Raw genomic sequence first — 16,615 nt, forward strand, 5'->3', positions numbered from 1 at the left:
GAACCGCCGATGGGCCGCAAGGCGGGTCACAAGGCTTGCCCCAAGCCTGCACGCTGTCTAATGACGTCATGCGCAAACTCCGGCACCGGGGAAGGCTCAGGTTTGCGCGACGGGACGGAACGAAGGATTGAGACACGTGCGCACCAAGCTTGCCATCAAAGTGCATTCCATCTTGGAATCGTATTTCCCCGAACGCCGCGTCTTCCTGAAATCCGACACCGATACCCGTTTCATCCGCTTGCGCCCCGGCACGCAGTTGATCGCTTTTGCAGGCTCTGCCGCCCTTGTTGCCTGGGCCATCATCGCCACGGCCGTGATCCTGATGGACAGCATCGGGTCGGGCAACTTCCGCGAACAGGCCAAGCGGGACCAGCGCACCTATCAGGCCCGCCTGAATGACCTCTCCGCCCAACGCGACCGCCGCGCCGAGGAAGCGCTGGCCGCTCAGGAGCGGTTCAACGCCGCCCTCGCCCAGATCTCCATGATGCAGTCCGATCTGCTGGAATCAGAAACCCGCCGTCGTGAGCTGGAAACCGGAATCGAGGTGATCCAGTCCACCCTGCGCGACACAATGCACGACCGCGAAGCCGCCCGCACCCAGCTGGCAGAGCTTGAAAGCACCCTCGAAGAAGGCGGCGGCAGTGTCATTCAGACCGCCGCCAGCGGCACCCCCATCGATTTCCTTGCCAGCGCACTGGAACGCACCGCGCAGGAGCGTGATCAGGTGATCCTTGACAGTCAGGACGCGCTGCTGAAAGCAGACGAGATGGAGCAGCGGATCGCGCTGATGCAGGACCGCAACGACGCCATCTTCCGCCAGCTGGAAGAGGCGATGAGCGTGTCCGTCGCACCGCTCGACAAGATGTTCCGCGACGCTGGCATGCCCACCGACCGTATCATCGAAACCGTGCGCCGGGGATACTCCGGTCAGGGTGGCCCGATGACGCCACTGTCTTTCACCACCCGCGGTGAAGAACCTTCCGCCGATACCCTGCGCGCCAACCGTCTGCTCAACCAGATGGACCGGTTGAACCTCTACCGCATCGCTGCTGAAAAAGCGCCTTTTGCCACGCCAGTGAAAGCCAACTTCCGCTTCACCTCCTCCTTCGGCTACCGCCGTGATCCCAAGACCGGGGGCCGTCGCATGCACTCCGGTGTCGATTTTGCCGCAGGCATGGGCACGCCGCTTTATTCCACTGCGGATGGCGTGGTGACCTTCGCCGGACGCCAGTCGGGCTATGGCCGGTTGGTCAAAATCCAGCATGAGTTCGGGATTGAGACCCGCTACGCCCACATGTCCCGCATTCGCGTTAAAGTTGGCCAAAGGGTCTCGCGCGGGCAGCGCATTGGTGATATGGGAGCATCTGGACGCGTCACTGGCGTTCACCTGCACTACGAAGTGCGCGTGGGCGGCAAGGCTGTAAACCCCATGATCTATATCAAGGCTGCAAACGATGTTTTCTAAAAGCAAAATCAATGACCCTGTGACCGGCAAAGAAACCGACGCCCCGCGTCCGTCTGCCCCACAGGCCCCCGCCTCCTCTGGTGCACCCGCGCCCAAAGGCAGTGACTTCAAAGCGAGCGCACCAAAAGTGAAACCCCCTGCATCTACCCTCTCCGCCGATCTGCACGTCACCGGCAACATGAAGACAACCGGCGACATCCAGGTCGAAGGCACAGTGGAAGGCGACATCCGCGCCCACCTGCTGACGATTGGAGAGAGTGCGACGATCAAAGGCGAAGTGATTGCTGATGACGTGGTCATCAACGGCCGCATCGTGGGCCGCGTGCGCGGTTTGAAAGTGCGTCTGACGTCGACGGCACGGGTTGAGGGTGACATCATCCACAAGACCATCGCCATCGAAAGCGGCGCGCATTTCGAAGGCTCCGTGCAGCGTCAGGACGACCCGCTGAACCCCGGCGCGAAAAACCCGCCCTCGCCCAAGGCGAACCCCGGCTCCTGATTTTTCCGGGATAACGGTTGGAGATTTGAAAACACCGCAGCGAGAAATCGCGGCGGTGTTTTGCGTAGGGTGCGCATTCATTGCACACCCTACGTCGCTGTTGTAACTTTCGATCTTTTGGTCTGCGGACAATGATCTGAGCAAAGAAGACGTTCATATGTCTGGTGAACACAAAGCGCTCACCAAACACACACCACGCGCCGGGCCATCGTCTGCCCCGGGAAGGCTATCTGACGCGCGTTCTCTGCCACTTTATAGTGCAGGAAATGCGTTCCCTCTCAACGACCCACCCAGCCTAACCAAATCGCCTGCCCAAGCGGGGGGCAGACGATGGCCCGGCGGCTACGCCTTGTTCCGGGCTGAGGGGGTAGTCGGGGATGGCGGGTTTGAGCCCCGACCCGTCAACCCTTAGCAGATACTATGAGTTCATATATCTAAGCACATCTTGCCTGCTTGGCTTTTTTTGAAGGAGGGTAAGTACTTCCGCATAACCGCGAGGGAAACCACTAATTTCAGACACTACATTGCAGGCGAACTGCTCAATTTCCTCGTCAATATCGTTGCTAAACTTCCCAATCAGGTCAAAGGCTTCTTCCATTGTGAGCCTTTCAGATTGAAATTCTCTCATCGCTTGAAGCCAAGCACTTGTAAAGATTTGCCAGTCTTCATCGTCCATGTGGAATTCTTACCTTTAAGCTGCAAAAGGGGATTTGGTTTACCTATCAGCATACTTGCAATGATGGATCTACGACAACATAAGCATATGCACTGCGATTTCAGCAGATTGTAACTTCGTCCCGCGCACCGGCTTCCCATCATTCGTCCCCCCCCTCACTCCAACATCCACCGCCCCTCCGGCCAGAACGCATGAAACGCAAACGCAAACATCACGTCATGCGCCACATCTCTGCCTTGCCCGTCACGCACCCGGATCGTGCCCACGTCCCGGCCCTTGGCGATCTTCGCGCTGTCCAGCGCCGATGCCTGCCCTGCGCGCCACGAGATCACCACACCGGCCTCCGACACCTCACCAACCTGCGCCAGCCGTGTCAAAGGCCAGGCCCGGTCGCCCACACGCACCACGCGGACCAAGGGTGAAATCCCATGCGGCGGCATCTCGCCGTTATAAAGAAACGGCCGGGCGGAACTGTCATAGCCCCGGTACGGATTGCGCCCGTAGTCGCGGTTGAAAGCAGGCTCGGCCATCACAAGCCCCTGCGGGTTGCGCGATTTAAACGCGGCCCAACTCTCCATCCAACTGGGCAATTGACGCAACTGCACACCGTTCATACGCCCCACAATCCCGCGCCCTTCGGCCTGCTGCCACCAGCTTTGCGTCTCCCGGTCATACATCACCATGTCCGAGCGGCGCAGCTTGCCTGTCACGCCAAAGCGCAGGACCTGCCCGCGCACCCGGCGGTCAAAGCTCATCGCGGAATTGCACAGGGGGCAGAAGGTGACCGCCACCGGCACACCGCCGATCTGGTCGTTCACGATCTCATGCCACATCAGGTAACGGATCGGATAAGCGCGCGGTTCGGCGCCTGCCATCTCCAGCGTGATCACCGGTTCCCTGTCCCCCAGCCCCCGCGCGCCAGAAGCCCACAGGAAAGACGGCGCGTCCAAAGCGGGAATGCCGTCCTTGGGCGGACCACCGGACATGATCTCGGACCACGCTCCCACGCTGGAGCGCGAAAAATCCGTGTCCGGCCATTCCGATTTCCACCGGGCGGGATCGGCCTGTGCGGTCACGGTCCAGACACATAAAGCGAAGGCGGCAGCAAGAACTCTCATCATGCCCGGCAGTTTGCCACAAAAAAGGGCGCGCTGGATAGCGCGCCCCTGGGTCTTGTGATCTGCCGTGAGATCAGTCGATCACGGTGACTTTCTGCATCACATCAGGCGCGCCGACAACAGCGCCATTCGGCCCGGTGCCGCGTTTGATCGCATCGACGATGTCCTGCCCCCCCGTGACCTTGCCCACAACGGTATATTGACCGTTCAGGAAATAACCCTGATCGAACATGATGAAGAACTGGCTGTTGGCACTGTCCGGGCTCTGCGCCCGCGCCATGCCAATGACGCCTTTGTCAAACGGCACATCGGAGAACTCTGCCGGCAGGTCCGGCATCTCCGACCCGCCACGGCCCGCTTGCCGCATGTCATCGCCCAGCTTGCCGAACTGCACATCACCCGTTTGCGCCATGAAGCCGTCGATCACGCGGTGGAACACCACGTTGTCATAGGCACCAGCAGCGGCCAGCGCGGTGATCCGCTCCACATGCAGCGGTGCGATATCTTCCAGCAGGTCGATGGTGACGGTGCCATTGGCCTCGCCTGCCACTTCGATCTGGATGCCCGTTGCCAGCGCGGGCCCCGCGATGAGCGCAGCAAAGAGCCCGCCTTTCAAAGCAGCGTTACGCATCCGCAGCCACCTTGACGCTGATCATCCGGTCCGGCTCGGCAGGGGGCTCGCCCCGCACGATGGCGTCGACATGTTCCATCCCGGAGGTGACCTGTCCATAGACGGTGTACTGCCCGTTCAGGAAATCATTGTCCTTGAAGTTGATGAAGAACTGGCTATTGGCTGAATCGGGGTTTGCCGACCGCGCAGCACCAATCGAGCCACGGGCGTGGGGCACCTTGGAGAATTCCGCAGGCACATTGCCCAGATCGGAACCACCCGTGCCCGCCATGCGGATGTTGAAGCCGTCTTCCATGTTGCCATGTTCCACATCGCCGGTCTGTGCCATGAAGCCGTCAATCACGCGGTGAAAGCAGACATTGTCGTATTTCCCAGCCCGCGCCAGCTCTTTCATCCGCGCGGTGTGCTGCGGCGCCACATCGGGCAGCAGTTCGATTGTGACGGTGCCGCCTTTGAGCTCCATCAGGATGGTGTTTTCGGGGTCTTTGATCTCGGCCATGGCCTGCTCCTTGCATTTCGTTGCGCACTAGTTAGGCGGGATTTGCGCAATTGCCAAGCAGGTGCATTGACGCGCGCCCGCGTTCAGGCAAAAGACAGCACATCACATTTCAAGGAGCGGGCAGATGGGCTGGAAGACACTCGACGATATGGATCTGGGCGGCAAACGGGTTTTGGTCCGTGTGGATATCAACGTGCCTGTCGAGGACGGCCGCGTCACCGATACCACCCGCATCGACCGCATCGTGCCCACGGTAAAGGATATTCTGGTCAAGGGCGGCACACCGGTCCTGCTCGCCCATTTCGGCAGACCCAAAGGCAAAGTGGTGCCGGAGATGAGCCTGGCCCAGGTGCTGCCCGCACTGGAGAAGGCCCTCGGCAAGCCTGTCACCTTTGTTGAGGACCTCAGTGCCGCCGCGGATGCGACGGGCATCCAGCTGCTGGAAAACCTGCGCTTTCACCCCGGAGAAGAAGGCAATGATCCCGCTTTCGCCCAAACCCTCGCCGCGCTTGGCGATGTCTATTGCAACGATGCCTTTTCTGCCGCGCACCGGGCGCATGCCTCCACCGAAGCGCTGGCACGGCTGCTGCCTGCCTGCGCGGGGCGTCTGATGCAGGCGGAACTGAGCGCGCTCGAAGCCGCGCTTTCCAAGCCAGAACGTCCCGTTGGCGCCGTGGTCGGCGGGGCCAAGGTCTCCACCAAGATCGCACTGCTGGAGAACCTCGTGCAGCGGCTGGACGTGCTGGTGATCGGCGGCGGCATGGCCAATACCTTCCACGCCGCCGCAGGTGCAGACATGGGCGCCTCCCTTCAGGAACCGGATTTCTACCAGACCGCCAAGGACATCCTCGCGCGCGCCAATGCCGCCGGATGCCGGGTGATCCTGCCCATGGACGGGCTTGTCGCAAGGGAATTCGCCGCCGGGGCCACCCATGAGGTGATGATGCTGCGCCCCGAAACGCGGCTCGCGGCGGATCAGATGGTGCTGGATGCAGGCCCTGACAGCATCAAGGAAGTGACGCTGGCGCTTGCCGGGCTCAAGACCCTGATCTGGAACGGACCGATGGGCGCATTCGAAATCACCCCTTTCGACACAGCCACCAAAGCCGCCGCACAGGCCGCAGCAGAACTGACGCGCAATGGCACACTGGTGTCGGTGGCCGGTGGTGGAGACACGGTAGCCGCCCTCAATCAAGCCGGTGTCGCAAGCGATTTCACCTATATCTCCACCGCAGGCGGTGCTTTCCTTGAATGGATGGAAGGCAAGACCCTTCCCGGCGTGGCTGCGCTCAGCACCTGAGCGGCAAAGGTGGGGATATCCCCACCTTGCCATCCCCCATCCGGCGCGTAGTCTGGCGGGAACCAAAAGGAGTTCCCATGCCCAGCTTGTCCGCCCTCTTTCGCACCAGCGTTCTGATCTGCGCCCTGTCGATGCCCCTAGCGGCTCAGGCCGAGACCGATCCCCAACCGGGTCTGGCAGAGTTCTTTTCTGCCAACCGCATCGGCACTTTCGTGGCCAATACCGCGATTGCCGCCCTGCGCACGCAGATGGAACTGGAGTATGATTTCCTCTCCACTGACCTTTTGCGCGGTACCGTGTCGATCTCTGGCATCACCGCGCGGCCACAACTGCCCTATGATCAGGCGCGCCAATGCGTGATCACCATCGAACGCGCCGTAATCAACACCGACGTGGCAAAGCCCGGCGAAGTCGCATCCGAAATCAACCTCAACCTCATTGGGGCCACCGCCAGCACCGCTTGCGTACCGCGTGATGTGGCCATGGGCCTGCGCGCGGCAGGCATGCGGGACATCACGCTCGACCAGTTCAAACTCCGCACCGCCTATACCTATACCACCGGTGAGACATCTGCCGATCTGACGCTCTCCGTCAACGAAGTGGCCAATCTGGATTTCTCCGCCTCCGGCATGATCCTGCCCCGTCTTGGCACCTTCGGCCCCGGTGATCCCGCGTTCCGCGTGATGCGCGCAGTGGCCAGCCTCAAGGATCAGGGGGGGTGGGCCAAGGTCGCGACGGTTTTGCCGCCCAACTTCTCTGACCCTGCCACCATCCGCGCCATTGGGGCCGAAGGGGTGACACAATTCCTGTCCAACAATGGCACCCGCACCGTCACCGCCGTGGAACGCAACTTCGTCAACCAACTGATGGAAAAGGTGGAGGAATTTGTCACTGATCCGGGTGAACTCACGATCGAGGCCAACCTGCCCGACACCGGCATCGTGATCGAACCGGAGGTTTACAACGCCGAACCGCAAGCGCTGATCGCCTCGCTCGCGCTCGAAGCCCGCACCAGCCCCATCGCCCGCAGCCGCATCCTCAGCGGAGCGGCGCTCGCCGCGTTGCAAGACCCGGACAGCCTGTCGGCAGCGGACCGTCTGGCACTGGCCGAAGCGCTCATTGACGGCAATGGCGTGCCGCAGGTCCCTGCCCTTGTGCCCGATCTGGTGCGCCCCCTGCTGGCGGATGCCGGGAATGCACCGCAGGCCGCCGCATTGGTCGCCCGTGTCCTGCAAGGGCGCGATGCGGGCGCGGCCTATCCCTTCGCCTTGCAGGCCGCTGCCGGTGGGATTGACGGGGCCGTGTCCATTCTGGACCGCCTGGAAGCCCAGATGACAACGGTCGACGTGCTCTCCGCCCAAGGCGAAGCGCTGGGTGAAGACGCCGCTACCGTCTCCCTCCCCGATGGTGACGACCCGCGCGCCCTGCGCCGCCTGTCACTTGCCTATCTTGCAGGCGCGGGTCAGACCCGTTCCTACGCCCGCGCCTATTATCTGGCCCTTTTGGCGCAAGCCGCAGGTGACATCGCCGGCGAAACCCTCAAGGATGAGATCGACGACCGCTTTGTCGCGCGCGGTGCGGATGTCGCCGACGCCTGGGCCGGCGTCAGCGCAGGGCTTCAGGCGGACGCGCTGGAAAACTGGATCGCAGACGGGTTGGCAGACCGCTATCTCACCCGCTGAAACTCGGAGGAAAACGATGGCTGAATGGACCCTGATCACCGGCGCGTCAAAGGGGCTGGGCGCGGAATTCGCCCAGCTTGCCGCGCGCCACGGCCGCAAGATGATCCTGACCGCCCGGTCTGCCGATCTGCTTGAGGCGCAGGCCGACACGCTGCGCGCCAATGGTGCGGAGGTGGTCGTGATCCCTGCCGACCTCAGCGATCTGGCTGAGGCGGACCGGCTCTGGGCTGAGGCCACCAAGGACCGCCAGGTCGATTTCCTGATCAATAACGCTGGCTTAGGCAGCCACGGTCCCTTTGCCGATCCTGACAGCTGGGACCGTGAACTGTCCTCGATCAACGTGAACATGCGCACCCTCACGCGCCTGATGAAGCTGGCCATCCCTCCCATGCAGACCCAACAACGGGGCCGCATCCTGAACGTGGCGTCCACCATTGGCTTTTTGCCGGGTCCAAACATGGCCGTCTATGCCGCAACCAAAGCCTACGTCCTGCACCTGTCCGAAGCGGTTGCCCACGAGCTGCGCGGCACCCCGGTGACCGTGACCGCCTTCTGCCCCGGTGCGACCCAGACGAACTTCTTTGACGACGGCGATATGCACGGCACCCGTCTGCTGACCATGACCCCCATCGCGGATGCGGCCAAGGTTGCGGCAGCCGGATGGCAAGCCGCCATTGGTGGACGCGCCGTGGCGGTGCCCGGGGCAATGAATGCGGTCTTTGCCAATCTGCCCCGCCTGTTCCCCCGCGCCATCACAACCCGTGTTTCGGGCCTTTTTCTGGGAAAATAGCACTTTTGGGGGATTCCCAGCAGGCTATCCACATGCTACTGTGCCACATCGTCCGACAAGAGACGTATGAGGCAGACCAGATGACCCAGACAAACCGGCCCGCGTTTGGCACGTTGTTGTTCTTTGCAATCGCATTTGCATTGAGCCTGTATTTCACCTTTGCCGCCGTTCAGGGCGATTTTGGCCTGTTCCGCCGGGCAGAGATTGTCGCCGAAAGCCAGGACCTGCGCACCCAGCTTGCCGCGGTCCGTGCGGAAGTCGCGCAGATGGAAAACCTCACCAAACGCATGTCGGATGACTACCTCGATCTTGATCTGCTGGACGAACAGGCCCGCAAGGTCCTTGGCATGATCCGCAGCGATGAGATCGTTATCCGCTGATCCCGGCACCGGCCTGCCCTCAGAATCCCACTACCCAACGACCTTCGAATCCTTTAAACAGGATGATAGTTTAACGCTAAACTATCTATGCGCCTCGCCCGCATGGACCGGAGGAGATGCCCATGGCCGCCAAGAAAGCCACGCCGAAAAAACCCAATGTATCCGCAGATGAACTCAAGGCCTATTACCGCGACATGCTGCTGATCCGGCGGTTCGAGGAAAAAGCAGGCCAGCTATACGGCATGGGACTGATCGGCGGCTTCTGCCACCTCTACATCGGTCAGGAAGCTGTGGTTGTCGGTCTGGAAGCCGCGGCAGAGGAAGGCGACAAACGCATTACCTCCTACCGCGATCATGGTCACATGCTGGCATGCGGGATGGACCCTAACGGCGTGATGGCCGAACTGACAGGCCGCGAAGGTGGATATTCCAAAGGCAAGGGCGGCTCCATGCACATGTTCTCGAAAGAGAAGCATTTCTATGGCGGCCACGGCATCGTCGCGGCGCAAGTGCCGCTGGGTGCAGGTCTGGCGTTTGCTGACAAATACCAGGACAACGGCCGTGTGACCTTCACCTACTTCGGCGACGGTGCGGCAAACCAGGGTCAGGTCTATGAGACCTTCAACATGGCCGCCCTCTGGCAACTCCCATGCGTTTTTGTCATTGAAAACAACCAATACGCCATGGGCACGTCGCAACAACGCTCCACCTCCAGCGCTGAAATCTGGGAACGCGGCAAAGCCTTCGGCATCCCCGGCGAAGCGGTCGACGGCATGGATGTGCTGGCTGTGAAAGCCGCGGGCGAAACCGCCGTGGCCCACTGCCGCGCTGGCAAAGGCCCCTATATTCTAGAGATCAAAACCTACCGCTACCGGGGCCATTCGATGTCCGATCCCGCCAAATACCGCACCCGTGAAGAGGTCCAGAAGATGCGCGACGAACGCGACCCCATCGCCGCCGTGCGCACCATGCTGATCGACGGCAAACACGCCTCCGAAGAGGATCTCAAAGCCATCGACAAGGAAATCAAGGAAATCGTGAACCAAAGCGCAGAATTCGCCAAAGACAGTCCGGAGCCGCACCTCGATGAGCTGTGGACCGATATCTATGCAGAGCTGGAGGAGGCGTAAGTCATGGCAACAGAAATCCTCATGCCCGCCCTGAGCCCCACCATGGAAGAAGGCACACTGGCCAAATGGCTGGTCAAGGAAGGTGACACCGTCGCCTCCGGTGACATCATGGCGGAAATCGAAACCGACAAGGCCACGATGGAATTCGAAGCTGTGGACGAAGGAGTGATTGGCAAGATCCTCGTCGCCGAAGGCACCGAAGGGGTCAAAGTGAATACCCCCATCGCCGTGCTGCTCGAAGATGGCGAAAGTGCCGATGACGTGGCTGCCGCTGCACCTGCTGCGGCCCCCGTTGAAAGCGCGCCTGCCCCGCAGGCCGCACCAGCCGCCGAAGCCCCCGCCGCGCCACAGGTCGACAGCTCTCCCGACTGGCCCGATGGCACCGCGATGAAACAACAAACCGTCCGCGAGGCCCTGCGCGACGGCATGGCCGAAGAAATGCGCCGCGACGATACCGTCTTCCTGATGGGCGAAGAGGTCGCCGAATACCAAGGCGCCTACAAGATCAGCCAGGGCATGCTGGATGAATTCGGCCCCAAACGCGTGATCGACACCCCCATCACCGAACACGGTTTTGCCGGCATCGGTGTCGGTGCAGCCTTCGGCGGCCTGCGCCCGATCGTGGAGTTCATGACGTTCAACTTCGCCATGCAAGCCATTGACCACATTATCAATTCCGCCGCCAAGACCCTCTATATGTCCGGCGGCCAGATGGGCGCGCCCATGGTGTTCCGTGGCCCTAATGGCGCTGCCGCCCGCGTCGGCGCGCAGCACAGCCAGGATTACGCCGCCTGGTACATGCAGATCCCTGGCCTGAAAGTTGCGATGCCCTATTCCGCGTCCGACTACAAAGGCCTGATGAAAACCGCCATCCGCGACCCCAACCCGGTGATCTTCCTTGAGAACGAAATCCTCTATGGCCGCACCTTCGATGTGCCTGATCTGGACGATTACACCGTGCCCTTCGGCAAGGCCCGCATCTGGCGTGAAGGCACGGACGTCACCATCGTCAGCTTCGGCATCGGCATGACCTACGCACTGGAAGCCGCGGACAAGCTGGCCGAAGACGGCATTTCAGCCGAGGTCATCGACCTGCGCACACTGCGCCCGATGGACACGCCCGCGATCCTGAAATCCGTGATGAAAACCAACCGTCTTGTCACGGTCGAGGAAGGCTGGCCACAAGGCTCCGTCGGGAACTACATCTCCAGCGTGGTGATGCAGGAGGCGTTTGATTATCTCGACGCGCCGGTCATCAACTGCACCGGCAAGGACGTCCCCATGCCCTATGCCGCCAATCTTGAAAAACACGCGCTGCTGACCACCGATGAGGTCATCGCAGCGGTCAAAAAAGTCACCTACACATAAGGAGCGGTCAAGATGCCCACAGAAATCCTCATGCCCGCCCTGTCGCCCACGATGGAAGAAGGCACGCTCGCCAAATGGCTGGTCAAGGAAGGCGATACCGTCGTCTCCGGTGATGTCATGTGCGAGATTGAAACCGACAAAGCCACCATGGAATTCGAAGCCGTCGATGAAGGGGTGATCGGCAAGATCCTGATCGCCGACGGCACCGAAGGGGTGAAGGTCAACACCGCCATCGCGGTGCTGCTGGAAGACGGCGAAAGCGCGGATGATATCAGCGCAGCACCCGCCGCACCCAAAGCAGAAGGGCCAGCCGCAGCCCCCGAACCCGCTGCCGCAACCGCAGCCCCCGCCCCTGCTGCGCCCAGAGCCGCAGAGGGCAACCGCATCTTCGCCTCCCCCTTGGCGCGACGCATCGCAGCGGACAAAGGGCTCGACCTCAGCCAGATCACCGGCTCCGGCCCCCATGGCCGCATCGTGAAAGCCGATGTCGAGGGTCTCAGCCAAACCGACGCTCCGAAACCCGCCAGCGCCCCAGCCCCGGCTGCCGCTGCCGCACCCGCGGCGGCCCCAACGGCCGATGCCATCGCCCGGATGTACGAAGGCCGCGAATACGAGGAAGTCTCCCTCGACGGCATGCGCAAAACCATCGCAGCCCGCCTGACAGAAGCCAAACAACAGGTGCCGCACTTCTATCTGCGCCGCGACATCCACCTGGATGCCCTGCTGAAATTCCGTAGCGCGTTGAACAAACAACTCGAAGCGCGCGGCGTGAAACTCAGCGTCAATGACTTCATCATCAAGGCCTGCGCGCTGGCCCTGCAATCGGTCCCCGACGCCAACGCCGTCTGGGCAGGCGACCGCATCCTGAAACTCACACCTTCAGACGTCGCTGTTGCCGTCGCCATCGAAGGCGGCCTGTTCACCCCGGTCCTGAAGGATTCCCACCACAAATCCCTCTCCGCCCTATCGGCAGAGATGAAAGACCTCGCTGCCCGCGCCCGCGACCGCAAACTCGCCCCGCATGAATATCAGGGCGGCAGCTTCGCCATTTCCAACCTCGGCATGTTTGGCATCGATAACTTCGACGCGGTCATCAACCCGCCCCACGGCGCGATCCTCGCTGTTGGTGCAGGTGTGAAAAAACCGATCGTGGATGACGCCGGAGAGCTGGGCGTGGCGACGGTCATGTCCGTCACCCTCTCCGTCGATCACCGCGTCATCGACGGTGCTCTGGGCGCGCAGCTTCTGGCCGCGATCAAGGACAACCTCGAAAACCCGATGACCATGCTGGCCTAACGGAACGGCACCAGCCCCGCCGCCCCTTCCAAATGGTCTAAAAAACCCCCGCGGAGCGTTAAAATCTCTGTCGGAGCTCCAGAAGAGATTTCAGGCCTCTGGCAGGGTTTTTAGAACCATTTGGAAGACAAGTGGTGCCACGCCAAACAAGCGGACGTGCGTTGGGATAGGTCTAGGATGATTGCTCGTGCGGCCCAAACATGTGGTTCATCGACATCGACGGCTGATCACAGCCCGCTTCCCCAACAATCCGCGCCGGAATGCCGGCAACGGTCTTGCAGGTCGGCACTTCTTCCAGCACCACAGACCCCGCCGCGATCCGGCTGCAATCGCCCACGCGGATATTGCCCAGCACCTTCGCACCCGCACCGATCAACACGCCGTTGCCGATCTTGGGGTGACGGTCCTCTTCTTCCTTGCCCGTCCCGCCCAGCGTCACGGAATGCAGCATGGAGACGTTGTCTCCCACCACAGCCGTCTCGCCAATAACGATGGAGTGGGCGTGATCAATCATGATCCCTTTGCCGATCCGGGCGGCGGGGTGAATATCCACCCCGAAAATCTCACTCACCCGCATCTGCACGAAATACGCCAGATCGCGCTTGCCGCGGGTCCACAGGTGATGCCCGACCCGGTAGGCCTGTACCGCTTGGTATCCCTTGAAATAGAGGATCGGTTGCAACAGCCGGTGGCAGGCCGGATCACGCTCATAGATCGCGCGCAGGTCCGCACGGGCGGCTTCCACCAAGGCAGGCTCCGCCGCATAGGCTTCTTCAACCATCTCCCGCACAACCATCATCGACATTTCATTTGACGACAGTTTGGCCGCGATCCGGTACGACAAGGCCCGCTCAATCGAGGCATGGTGCAGGATACAGGCATGAACAAAACCGCCGATCAACGGCTCATCCTGGACCGCCTGCTGCGCTTCGCGCTGGATCTGGTGCCACACGGGGTCCATTTCGGCGACATTCTGACGGGCTTCGGCCATGATGCGTTCCTTCGCTGCCTGACGGTACTGTGTCATGTATCATCATTAAGGCATATGCAAACCCGGCCTGCATCAAAATTATGACACCTTTCTGTTAGGCAGGCTTACACGATATCTGCCCGGCGCGCTGATCAAGGTGGCGCAAGACCATCATCGTGCAGTCCCGATACCCCCGATCATCAAAGCTCTTTTCACCCGCCAAAGGCCATTGTCGTGCAGCGGCCAGAAGCGTGCCATTCCCCCAGTGCGGATGAAGCTTCCGTGTCCTGCGCACATACCTGTCCGCCGCATCCGCCTGGGCGAGCATGCGTTGACACACCACGTTCCGCTCGGCATCCGGCAGCGCCAGCAAGGCCCGCGCCGCCGCCGCAACATCCAGTGGCAGAACCGGGCGCATCACACCGCGACCTGAAGGCGCTGGAACAGTCCCGGCCCGTAAATCGCCGATACCTGCGCAACCGCGACCTCGAACGGGGCCGTCACCCCATCGGCCGCTTGCGCCGCAACGGAATAGGCCCATGCCGGCGCTGTCACGATCTCCTCGCGTACAACACTTCCCGCTTCGCGCACACGCACCAGATAGGATTCACTCTCCTCTCCCAGCGGCACATCGACCGTCTCCCAATCGTCACCGCCCACCCGCGACCGGCGGATCCAGTCAAAAGCGTAGTCCCCGCTCAACTGTTTGAGACCGCCCAGATGCACCGGGCTCAAAGGGCGCAGTCCATTGCCGTCAAACGCCGCAACTTCGTGTCTGTAGGATGGATCATCATAACTGCGATTGGCAGGCCCGATGCGGAAATGCTGTGACACCCGGCGCAGGTTCGGGCTCAGCGAAATCTGCGACGGCACACCGTTCAGCAAAACAAACACCGATCCCGCCGGCCAGACGTCCGGCATCAGCGCATCCGACCCGGCCTGCCCGCGCAAGCGGTTGGTCAGCCAATAGGTTCTGTTGCTCACCAACTCCGCCTGGGCGAACTGAAACACTTCCCAGTTGCCCGGTGTGCCATCCCCAATCGCAGCAAGGTTCGCGCCCGCCAGCAGGGCAGCCTCATCAACGGCTTCCAACGTGCCGGTGGTCATGCGCACCTGCAATACCTCCCCCCGGTCGAAAACCCCCGAACAGGCGCGCGGCAAGGGGGATTGTGTGACCCCCATGGATGCTTTCACAGGCAACAGGGCGTTCAACGCATAATTGCTGTCCACACTTGACTGATACAGCGCTGCTGATCCCGGCCAGGGCTGCGCGGTGGCCGCAATATGGGGCGCATGCGGCACTTCATCCCCGCGCAGAAGCGGCAGATCAAGGAAATAGGATTGAATCGGAATGGGCGCAGCAAAAGGGCGCACCGCAGCGTTTTCATCCACAAACGGCGCAGGGGTATAGGCCTCCGGCTCAATCCGCACGGCATCCACAAGTTGCAGCTCACTCTGCTCCACCCGGTCGATCCGGTAGCGTCCCGGCCCTTCGGTCCCATCGCCGGGCAGTTCGATCACATCGCCCGCCCCGAGGGCAAGCTGCGACGGCGGCAAGGCCAGGCGCAGATGTTCGCGCGACACCCGCGCCTCAACCAACCAGCGCTCCGCAACCTGCCGCCCTTCTGCCCGCGTCAATGCCATGTTCAATTCCGACCCGGTGACCGCATGTGTGGCTTCGTCGGCCAGGACCGCCTCTTCGGAAATCACATCAAAGTTGCCGTCCGCCTGAACGAACCGCAGCCGAACCCGGCCTGATACCTCGGCATCGGCTTCCCGCGTCTGCTCCACCGTGCCTTCAAGCTCACCATGCTCCGCCAAGAAGGCCGGATCCAACGGGGCCGGTGAGATGCCATCCCGCATCCGGAACTGAAGCAGGCCATCCCGCTCAATCGCGTCAAAGCCATAGCGGATCATCAGCGGCTGCAAGGCTGTGCGCGCTTCTGTCACCTGCTCAACCGTATAGCCCCGCACAAACCCATACAGCCCCCGCGTGCTGTAATGCGTCAGCCCCGCGCGTCTGCACACCTCATCCACCACCGAAGCCAGCGTCCGTGACGACGTGCGTCCATTGATCCAATGCCCCCGCGCATAATTCTCCCCGTCGCTCCACAAATCACGATTGTTGGGGAAAAACGGATAGGGCCGCGTGTCCCAGGCCCAGACAAAGGCGCGGCTCATGTCAATCATCGGCGCGTCATATTCGTCTGAAATCGGGTTATGTGCCGGGTCGCGCCAATAGGATGTCATGGCAGTCAGGTATTGTGCCTGCATCAACTCATCCCGCGCCCCGTTGGAGTAATACGGCAAACTGCTTTCAGAGCTTTTGGCATCCAGAAATGTGTTGGGTTGATTTGCCCCCTTGTCGACCGCCGCACAGCCATATTCATCCACCCAGGCCGCATCAAACTGCGGTCCGCGCAACCCTTCGGGATCGTAAGCCGTATGAACAGAGGCCACCGCCCCATTCGGCCAGACCAGCCGCTTGCGTCCCTGCTCCCACTTCGGCCGCCGATCCTCAGGCGAACAGGCCAGAATGCCACTGTCCCCGAAGACCATCACTTCACGCACCTGCTCAATGGTCTCCCCAACCAATGCCACGCGCTTGGCTTTGCCTTCATCCAGCGGCATGGACCCTTCGACCATGCTGCGCACCCATTCGGCACCTGCACGTGTCTTGCCTGCACCACGGCCCCCCATCACCACCCAGGACCGCCAATCCCCCTCCGGCGCCAACTGATGCGGCATCGCCCAGAACTCGAACAAAAAAGGGAGAGCCAAAAGCTCTCCCTCATCCAACCCGTCCAGAAA

Annotated in this window: 16 protein-coding genes; 9 read left to right on the top strand and 7 right to left on the bottom strand. The window is 61.6% G+C overall.

The annotated features are described in order from the left end of the window. The first annotated feature begins 136 nt into the window (after window positions 1-136). On the top strand, window positions 137-1,465 hold the full coding sequence (locus Q1A91_RS20520) for a M23 family metallopeptidase (protein ID WP_299882100.1): 1,329 nt from the start codon (window positions 137-139) through the stop codon (window positions 1,463-1,465). Next, entirely contained in the window at window positions 1,455-1,964 is a 510-nt protein-coding gene (locus Q1A91_RS20525) for a polymer-forming cytoskeletal protein (RefSeq protein ID WP_299882102.1), read from the top strand. Before Q1A91_RS20520 ends, Q1A91_RS20525 begins: the two co-directional genes overlap by 11 nt. Window positions 1,965-2,382: 418 nt before the next feature. Here the strand turns inward: Q1A91_RS20525 and Q1A91_RS20530 are convergent, their stop codons facing one another. The 4 genes from Q1A91_RS20530 to Q1A91_RS20545 form a co-directional block, all read right to left on the bottom strand. Further along, window positions 2,383-2,640, bottom strand: coding sequence for a hypothetical protein (locus Q1A91_RS20530; protein WP_299882104.1), 258 nt, complete (start codon window positions 2,638-2,640; stop codon window positions 2,383-2,385). Window positions 2,641-2,795: 155 nt separating this feature from the next. After that, on the bottom strand, window positions 2,796-3,761 hold the full coding sequence (locus tag Q1A91_RS20535) for a DUF3179 domain-containing protein (RefSeq protein ID WP_299882105.1): 966 nt from the start codon (window positions 3,759-3,761) through the stop codon (window positions 2,796-2,798). Window positions 3,762-3,831: 70 nt separating this feature from the next. Next, window positions 3,832-4,389, bottom strand: a complete 558-nt coding sequence (locus Q1A91_RS20540) for a peptidylprolyl isomerase (RefSeq protein ID WP_299882107.1) — start codon at window positions 4,387-4,389, stop codon at window positions 3,832-3,834. Continuing rightward, on the bottom strand, window positions 4,382-4,888 hold the full coding sequence (locus Q1A91_RS20545) for a peptidylprolyl isomerase (RefSeq protein ID WP_299882109.1): 507 nt from the start codon (window positions 4,886-4,888) through the stop codon (window positions 4,382-4,384). The genes Q1A91_RS20540 and Q1A91_RS20545 overlap by 8 nt, the downstream gene beginning before the upstream one ends. Window positions 4,889-5,012: 124 nt before the next feature. Here Q1A91_RS20545 and pgk point away from each other — a divergent pair, with 124 nt between their 5' ends. The 7 genes from pgk (at window position 5,013) to Q1A91_RS20580 (ending at window position 12,834) form a co-directional block, all read left to right on the top strand. Further along, window positions 5,013-6,188 (top strand): phosphoglycerate kinase, encoded by a 1,176-nt coding sequence (pgk, locus tag Q1A91_RS20550; RefSeq protein ID WP_299882112.1) that lies wholly within the window; start codon window positions 5,013-5,015, stop codon window positions 6,186-6,188. Between the two features lie 77 nt (window positions 6,189-6,265). Next, entirely contained in the window at window positions 6,266-7,870 is a 1,605-nt protein-coding gene (locus tag Q1A91_RS20555; protein ID WP_299882114.1) for a hypothetical protein, read from the top strand. A 16-nt stretch (window positions 7,871-7,886) separates the two neighbouring features. After that, window positions 7,887-8,660: an SDR family oxidoreductase gene (locus tag Q1A91_RS20560; protein ID WP_299882116.1), complete on the top strand. Its 774-nt coding sequence runs from the start codon at window positions 7,887-7,889 to the stop codon at window positions 8,658-8,660. 80 nt (window positions 8,661-8,740) lie between these two features. After that, window positions 8,741-9,040 carry a septum formation initiator family protein gene (locus tag Q1A91_RS20565; RefSeq protein WP_299882118.1) on the top strand — a complete coding sequence of 100 codons (300 nt, stop codon included), beginning with the start codon at window positions 8,741-8,743 and terminating at the stop codon, window positions 9,038-9,040. A 122-nt stretch (window positions 9,041-9,162) separates the two neighbouring features. After that, window positions 9,163-10,170 carry a pyruvate dehydrogenase (acetyl-transferring) E1 component subunit alpha gene (gene pdhA, locus Q1A91_RS20570; RefSeq protein ID WP_299882120.1) on the top strand — a complete coding sequence of 336 codons (1,008 nt, stop codon included), beginning with the start codon at window positions 9,163-9,165 and terminating at the stop codon, window positions 10,168-10,170. Window positions 10,171-10,173: 3 nt separating this feature from the next. Further along, window positions 10,174-11,538 carry a pyruvate dehydrogenase complex E1 component subunit beta gene (locus Q1A91_RS20575; protein ID WP_299882122.1) on the top strand — a complete coding sequence of 455 codons (1,365 nt, stop codon included), beginning with the start codon at window positions 10,174-10,176 and terminating at the stop codon, window positions 11,536-11,538. A 12-nt stretch (window positions 11,539-11,550) separates the two neighbouring features. After that, entirely contained in the window at window positions 11,551-12,834 is a 1,284-nt protein-coding gene (locus Q1A91_RS20580; protein ID WP_299882124.1) for a pyruvate dehydrogenase complex dihydrolipoamide acetyltransferase, read from the top strand. 172 nt (window positions 12,835-13,006) lie between these two features. Here Q1A91_RS20580 and cysE read toward each other — a convergent pair whose 3' ends face one another. From cysE to Q1A91_RS20595, 3 genes are all read right to left on the bottom strand, one after another. Continuing rightward, window positions 13,007-13,825 (bottom strand): serine O-acetyltransferase, encoded by an 819-nt coding sequence (gene cysE, locus Q1A91_RS20585; protein ID WP_299882266.1) that lies wholly within the window; start codon window positions 13,823-13,825, stop codon window positions 13,007-13,009. A gap of 94 nt (window positions 13,826-13,919) precedes the next feature. After that, a complete protein-coding gene (locus Q1A91_RS20590) occupies window positions 13,920-14,222 on the bottom strand; it encodes a hypothetical protein (protein ID WP_299882126.1) in 303 nt (100 codons plus the stop codon). Then, window positions 14,222-16,585 (bottom strand): glycoside hydrolase TIM-barrel-like domain-containing protein, encoded by a 2,364-nt coding sequence (locus Q1A91_RS20595; protein WP_299882128.1) that lies wholly within the window; start codon window positions 16,583-16,585, stop codon window positions 14,222-14,224. The genes Q1A91_RS20590 and Q1A91_RS20595 overlap by 1 nt, the downstream gene beginning before the upstream one ends. Between the last annotated feature and the right edge of the window lie 30 nt (window positions 16,586-16,615).

It is taken from the genome of uncultured Sulfitobacter sp. (assembly GCF_947500075.1).
Taxonomy (GTDB): domain Bacteria; phylum Pseudomonadota; class Alphaproteobacteria; order Rhodobacterales; family Rhodobacteraceae; genus Sulfitobacter.

What these genes read in the sequence shown, in the direction of transcription:
- pgk (WP_299882112.1), top strand. Translation starts at nt 5,013, where the DNA reads ATGGGCTGGAAGACACTCGACGATATGGATCTGGGCGGCAAACGGGTT.
- Q1A91_RS20590 (WP_299882126.1), bottom strand. Translation starts at nt 14,222, where the DNA reads ATGCGCCCGGTTCTGCCACTGGATGTTGCGGCGGCGGCGCGGGCCTTG.
- Q1A91_RS20535 (WP_299882105.1), bottom strand. Translation starts at nt 3,761, where the DNA reads ATGATGAGAGTTCTTGCTGCCGCCTTCGCTTTATGTGTCTGGACCGTG.
- Q1A91_RS20560 (WP_299882116.1), top strand. Translation starts at nt 7,887, where the DNA reads ATGGCTGAATGGACCCTGATCACCGGCGCGTCAAAGGGGCTGGGCGCG.
- Q1A91_RS20555 (WP_299882114.1), top strand. Translation starts at nt 6,266, where the DNA reads ATGCCCAGCTTGTCCGCCCTCTTTCGCACCAGCGTTCTGATCTGCGCC.
- Q1A91_RS20545 (WP_299882109.1), bottom strand. Translation starts at nt 4,888, where the DNA reads ATGGCCGAGATCAAAGACCCCGAAAACACCATCCTGATGGAGCTCAAA.
- cysE (WP_299882266.1), bottom strand. Translation starts at nt 13,825, where the DNA reads ATGGCCGAAGCCCGTCAGAATGTCGCCGAAATGGACCCCGTGTGGCAC.
- Q1A91_RS20580 (WP_299882124.1), top strand. Translation starts at nt 11,551, where the DNA reads ATGCCCACAGAAATCCTCATGCCCGCCCTGTCGCCCACGATGGAAGAA.
- Q1A91_RS20530 (WP_299882104.1), bottom strand. Translation starts at nt 2,640, where the DNA reads ATGGACGATGAAGACTGGCAAATCTTTACAAGTGCTTGGCTTCAAGCG.
- Q1A91_RS20540 (WP_299882107.1), bottom strand. Translation starts at nt 4,389, where the DNA reads ATGCGTAACGCTGCTTTGAAAGGCGGGCTCTTTGCTGCGCTCATCGCG.
- Q1A91_RS20525 (WP_299882102.1), top strand. Translation starts at nt 1,455, where the DNA reads ATGTTTTCTAAAAGCAAAATCAATGACCCTGTGACCGGCAAAGAAACC.
- Q1A91_RS20565 (WP_299882118.1), top strand. Translation starts at nt 8,741, where the DNA reads ATGACCCAGACAAACCGGCCCGCGTTTGGCACGTTGTTGTTCTTTGCA.
- Q1A91_RS20575 (WP_299882122.1), top strand. Translation starts at nt 10,174, where the DNA reads ATGGCAACAGAAATCCTCATGCCCGCCCTGAGCCCCACCATGGAAGAA.
- pdhA (WP_299882120.1), top strand. Translation starts at nt 9,163, where the DNA reads ATGGCCGCCAAGAAAGCCACGCCGAAAAAACCCAATGTATCCGCAGAT.